Origin of the sequence: Dietzia sp. DQ12-76 (assembly GCF_014145045.1) — a bacterium.
Taxonomy (GTDB): Bacteria; Actinomycetota; Actinomycetes; order Mycobacteriales; family Mycobacteriaceae; genus Dietzia.
In genome coordinates this window covers 1-5036 of record NZ_JAALDV010000358.1, presented here as the reverse complement: position 1 = coordinate 5036, position 5036 = coordinate 1, and the positions used below count along the sequence as shown (strand labels likewise).

6 protein-coding genes are annotated in these 5036 nt (G+C 70.2%); 1 reads left to right on the top strand and 5 read right to left on the bottom strand.

The features are described from left to right. A partial coding sequence (gene recO, locus G6019_RS12190) for a DNA repair protein RecO (protein WP_182627696.1) occupies positions 1–343 on the bottom strand: 343 nt, incomplete at its 3' end. A gap of 88 nt (positions 344–431) precedes the next feature. On the opposite strand from recO, the gene G6019_RS12185 reads away from it, so the two are divergent. Then, on the top strand, positions 432–1346 hold the full coding sequence (locus tag G6019_RS12185; RefSeq protein ID WP_182613092.1) for an alpha/beta fold hydrolase: 915 nt from the start codon (positions 432–434) through the stop codon (positions 1344–1346). 19 nt (positions 1347–1365) lie between these two features. On the opposite strand, the gene era is transcribed toward G6019_RS12185, so the two are convergent. From era to G6019_RS12165, 4 genes are all read right to left on the bottom strand, one after another. Next, on the bottom strand, positions 1366–2274 hold the full coding sequence (era, locus tag G6019_RS12180) for a GTPase Era (protein WP_182613091.1): 909 nt from the start codon (positions 2272–2274) through the stop codon (positions 1366–1368). After that, positions 2271–3596 carry a CNNM domain-containing protein gene (locus G6019_RS12175; RefSeq protein WP_182613090.1) on the bottom strand — a complete coding sequence of 442 codons (1326 nt, stop codon included), beginning with the start codon at positions 3594–3596 and terminating at the stop codon, positions 2271–2273. Before G6019_RS12175 ends, era begins: the two co-directional genes overlap by 4 nt. 3 nt (positions 3597–3599) lie before the next feature. Then, positions 3600–4094 carry an rRNA maturation RNase YbeY gene (ybeY, locus tag G6019_RS12170; RefSeq protein ID WP_107756116.1) on the bottom strand — a complete coding sequence of 165 codons (495 nt, stop codon included), beginning with the start codon at positions 4092–4094 and terminating at the stop codon, positions 3600–3602. Continuing rightward, positions 4091–5036, bottom strand: a 946-nt coding sequence (locus G6019_RS12165) for a PhoH family protein (RefSeq protein WP_182627694.1), incomplete at its 5' end; no start/stop codon positions are given. The genes ybeY and G6019_RS12165, both read right to left, overlap by 4 nt.

The following is a 5036-nucleotide window of genomic DNA, read 5'->3' as shown; positions in this document are numbered from 1 at the left end:
GTGTGGGTGCGCCCTCCTCACCCGCCAACCGCTCCGCGGTCTCCAGGACGACGCAGGCCGAGGTGTACGCCGGATAGTCCGCCACGAGGGGGCGGGCCAGCGACTCACGGCTCGACGCCTGCCTGACGGAACCCAGTCCGCTGCGGCCCCGACCCGGGGCGATCTGCACCTCCACCACGGCGAACGGCTCCAGGCTGGCGCCCATCCGCGACCGGGTGCGGCGCACCGCGCGGGCGACGGCCCTGACCAACCCGTGGTGCTGGGTGAGGAGTGTGACGATCCGGTCCGCCTCACCCAGGTCGTAGGTGCGCACGACGAGACCGGTGTCGGTGAACGGGTGCATCCGGGCCTCCTCGCCTGCGGGGCGTAGACGACCATTGTCCCACTCCCTGATGAGCACCGGGTCCCCCGGCGAGGGCTAGTGTCTCGTTGTGCCCAGTCTCGCCTCCCACCTCATCCCTCTGCTCATCCGCGCCACCCGGCGGCAGCGCCTGTTCGCCGAGCCACAGCGTGCCCGTGACTTCCTCGACGAGGCCGCGGTGCGTCCGGCGTCGTACGCCCCGCCGCGATTGCGTGACGATGTCCGGCTCACCCGTGCCGACCGGAACGGGTGGCCGGTCTACGTACTGGAACCCGCCGAGGCACCCGCGAGCGGCACCGTGGTCTACGTCCACGGTGGAGGCTGGGCCAAGGAGATCGTCGCGCCGCACTGGCGACTGTGCGCCCAGATGGCCGCCGAGGCCCACACCCGCGTCCTGGTGCCGGTCTACCCCCTGGCCGGACCGGTGACGGCATCGAACCGTGGAACGGCGGCGAGCGTGGTGTCCGGGGTGGCCGACCTGGTGCGGGACGAGCTCGCCGAGCACGACCCGGTGTGTCTCGCCGGTGACAGCGCGGGGGGCCAGATCGCGCTTTCCGCGGTCATGGAGCTGCGGGATCGGGGTGTCCCCCCGCTTCCCGCGACGATCCTGATCTCCCCCGCACTCGACCTGGCGATGGACAACCCGGACATCGACCGGGTCCAGCCCCGTGACCCGTGGCTCGCCCGTGAGGGTCTGCGGGTGTTCATCGACGCCTGGCGGGTCGACCTGCCCCTGGACGACCCGCGGGTGAGCCCGCTGTGCGGGGACTTCACCGGTGTGGGTCCCCTGACGGTCTTCGCCGCCACCCGCGACATCGTCCTGCCGGACGTGCGCCTCGGGGTGGAGCGGGCTCGCGCCGCCGGCGTCGACGTCACCTATGTCGAGGAGAAGGACCTACTGCACGTGCACCCGCTGCAACCCACCCCCGAGGGCCGGGCCGCGCGGGAGACGATCGTGGGGATCGTGCGTTCGGCCGTGGGTTAGGAGCGATCGCGCCAGCGGTCTAGAAGCCGAGTCTCCCGAGCATCTTGGGGTCGCGCTGCCACTCCTTGAGGACCTTGACATGCAGGTCCAGGTACACCCTGGTCCCGAGCAGCTCCTCGATCCCCGCCCTGGCCCGGGTGCCCACCTCACGCATGCCCGAGCCACCCTTGCCCAGGACGATCGCCTTCTGGCTCTGCCGCTCGACGTAGACGGTCGCGTGGACGTCCACCATGTCATCACGTCCCTCTCGCGGCAGCACCTCCTCGATCGACACGGCGATCGAGTGGGGCAGTTCGTCGCGGACGCCCTCGAGTGCGGCCTCGCGGATGAGCTCGGACATCCTGGTCTCGTCGGACTCCTCGGTGATCACGTCCTCGGGGTAGAACCGCGGTCCCTCGGGGAGCAGGGAGGCGATCACGTCCGCCACCACGTCCACCTGCTCACCGGACGCGGCGGAGACCGGGACGACCTCGGCCTCCGGCCCGAGGAGCGTGGACACCGCGACCAACTGCTCCATGACCTTCTGCTTGGAGACTGTGTCGATCTTCGTGACCAGACCCAGGATCGGGGTCGTGGGACAGAGCTTGCGTACCTGCTCGAGGATCCAGCGGTCCCCGGGGCCGATCCGCTCCCCCGCCGGGATGCACAGCCCGATGAGGTCGACGTCGGAGTAGGTGTCCTCCACCAGGGCGTTCAGCCGCTCGCCCAACAGGGTGCGCGGTCTGTGCAGCCCCGGTGTGTCCACCAGGATGATCTGGGCGTCGGGCCGGTGGACCAGCCCACGGATCGCGTGGCGCGTGGTCTGGGGGCGGGAGGAGGTGATCGCGATCTTCTCGCCCACCAACGCGTTGGTGAGGGTGGACTTGCCGGTGTTCGGCCGACCGACGAAGCTGACGAATCCGCTCCGGAAGCCCTCTGGGGTGGTCATCGGTTCTCCTCGTCGTCGTTCTCGTCTGCGTCGTCACCGGCGGCCGGGTCGAGCTTCTCGGCCACCACGGTGATCACCCTGACCCGGCCGCGACGGTCGTGACCGCCCTCGGCGCGCAGGTCCAGGCCGACGGAGACCACGTGCGCTCCCGGTAGGGGGACGCGGCCGAGCTCGAGCGCCATCAGGCCCCCGATGGTCTCGACCTCCTCGGTCACCTCGTCCGCGAACTCCACGTCGAACAGCTCGGCGACCTCGTCCAGACCGAGCCGGGCCGACAGCCGGTACCGACCGTCCTCCAACTCCTCGACGGGGGGCACCTCGGTGGTGTCGTACTCGTCCACGATCTCACCGACGATCTCCTCGAGGATGTCCTCGATCGACACCAGTCCGGCGGTCCCGCCGTACTCGTCGACCAGGATCGCCAGGTGGTTGTGGTCCCGCTGCATCTCCGACAGGAGGTCGTCGATCCTCTTGGCGTCCGGAACGAACACCGCGGGACGCATCACCTCCGAGACCGGAGCCGCGCGTCCGTCGGGGTCGTCGAGTCGCGCCACGATGTCGCGGAGGTAGATCACCCCCACCACGTCGTCGGAGTTGTCACCGTCCACCACGGGGATCCGGGAGTACCCCGACTTGACGGCGAGCCGGGCGGCCTGACCGACCGTCTTGGACGATTCGATCCACACCATCTCCGTCCGCGGGGTCATGACCTCGCGCGCGGTGGTGTCCCCGAGCTCGAACACCGACTGGATCATGCGCGATTCGTCGTCGGCCACGACGCCGCGCTCTCGGGCCATGTCCACGATCTCGAGCAGTTCGATCTCGGTGGCGAACGGCCCGTTGCGGAATCCCCGGCCCGGGGTGACGGCGTTGCCGACACCCACCAGAAGGCTGGCGACGGGGCCCAGGACCATTCCGAGCACCCACATCGGGGTCGAGGCCCCCAGGGCGAGCGAGTACGCGTGCTGGCGTCCCAGCGTGCGGGGGCCGACGCCGGCCACGACATACGCCGCGATGGTCATCACCGCGATCACACCGACCAGCGCCCAGGCCGTGGACTCGATGAGTTCGGCAGACACGACGGTGAGGAGCACGACGCCGGAGATCAGGCTCAACAGATGCAGCAGCACCGTGACATTGATGTAGCGCGGACGGGTGAGCAGCATCCGGGAGAGCCTCGCGGCCCCGTAGCGGGACTCCTTGGCCATCTCCTCGACCCGGGCCACCGACACGGTGCTCAGCGCCGCGTCGAGGGCGGCGAAGACGCCGGCGAGCAGGATGAGCAGTGCAGCCGCGACAGCGGTGAGGATGATCTGGTCCACGGGTCAGGCGTCCGCGCGCGGGGCGTCGTCCTGCGAGGCGTCCCGGTGGTCGTACCACTCGCCCAACAGCTCGTTCTGCAGGCCGAACATCTCCCGCTCCTCGGCCGGCTCGGCGTGGTCGTACCCGAGCAGGTGCAGGCACCCGTGCACGGTCAGCAGCGCGAGCTCGTGCGCGAGCGGATGCCCGGAGCTGGCGGCCTGGTCGGCGGCGAACGCCGGACACAACACGATGTCCCCGAGCATCGCCGGCCCGGGGTCGGGCAGGTCGGGGCGCCCGCCCGGGGAGAGCTCGTCCATGGGGAAGCTCATGACGTCGGTGGGACCCGGGAGGTTCATCCACGTCACGTGGAGATCGGCCATGGTGTCCTTGTCCACGAGCGTGACCGACAGTTCGGCGGCCGGGTGCACGTCCATCCGGGCGATCACGAACGCGGCGACGTCGATGAGCTCTGCCTCGTCGACCTCCACCCCCGACTCGTTGGCGACCTCGATGCTCATCTGCGGCGGTGCTCCCTGTTCCTGTGTCCGGTCGTGGGGTCCTCGCCCCGTTCGAGGCGCTCCTCGTGCTTGGCGTAGGCGTCGACGATCCGGGCCACCAGCGCGTGCCGCACGACGTCGGCGGAGGTGAGCTCGGAGAAGTGGATGTCGGGGACCCCCTTGAGGATGTCGCGCACCACCTTGAGGCCGGAACGCTGCCCGCCCGGGAGGTCGATCTGGGTGATGTCCCCCGTCACCACGATCTTCGAGCCGAACCCGAGGCGCGTGAGGAACATCTTCATCTGCTCGGGGGTGGTGTTCTGCGCCTCGTCGAGGATGATGAACGCGTCGTTGAGGGTGCGCCCGCGCATGTAGGCCAGCGGTGCCACCTCGATCACCCCCGCGGCCATGAGCTTGGGGATCGCCTCGGGGTCCATCATGTCGTGGAGCGAGTCGTACAGCGGCCGGAGGTACGGGTCGATCTTCTCGTGCAGCGTGCCGGGCAGATAGCCGAGCCGCTCACCGGCCTCGACCGCCGGGCGGGTGAGGATGATGCGGCTGACGTCCTTGGCCCGCAGCGCGGCGACCGCTTTGGCCATGGCGAGGTAGGTCTTGCCCGTCCCCGCCGGTCCGAGCCCGAACACCACGGTGTGGTCGTCGATCGCGTCGACGTACCGCTTCTGCCCCACCGTCTTGGGGCGGATCATCCCCCCGCGACGGGACAGCACGTCGGTGCCCAACACCTCCTCGGGGGTCAACGGACCCGAATCGGCGAGGATCTCCACCGAGCGCCGCACCGACGCCGGGGTGATCTCGACCCCCCTCCCGGCCTGCCGCAGCAGGTCCGAGACCACGCGGGAGGCCTGGTCGACGGCGCCGGGCTCGCCCGACAGGGTCATGGTGCCGCCGCGCACGTGGAGGTCCGCGTCGAGCAGCTCCTCGAGCGCCCGGAGGTTGGCGTCC

Excerpts from the sequence above, each read along its gene's own strand:
- ybeY (WP_107756116.1), bottom strand. The coding sequence starts at position 4,094 with ATGAGCATCGAGGTCGCCAACGAGTCGGGGGTGGAGGTCGACGAGGCA.
- era (WP_182613091.1), bottom strand. The coding sequence starts at position 2,274 with ATGACCACCCCAGAGGGCTTCCGGAGCGGATTCGTCAGCTTCGTCGGT.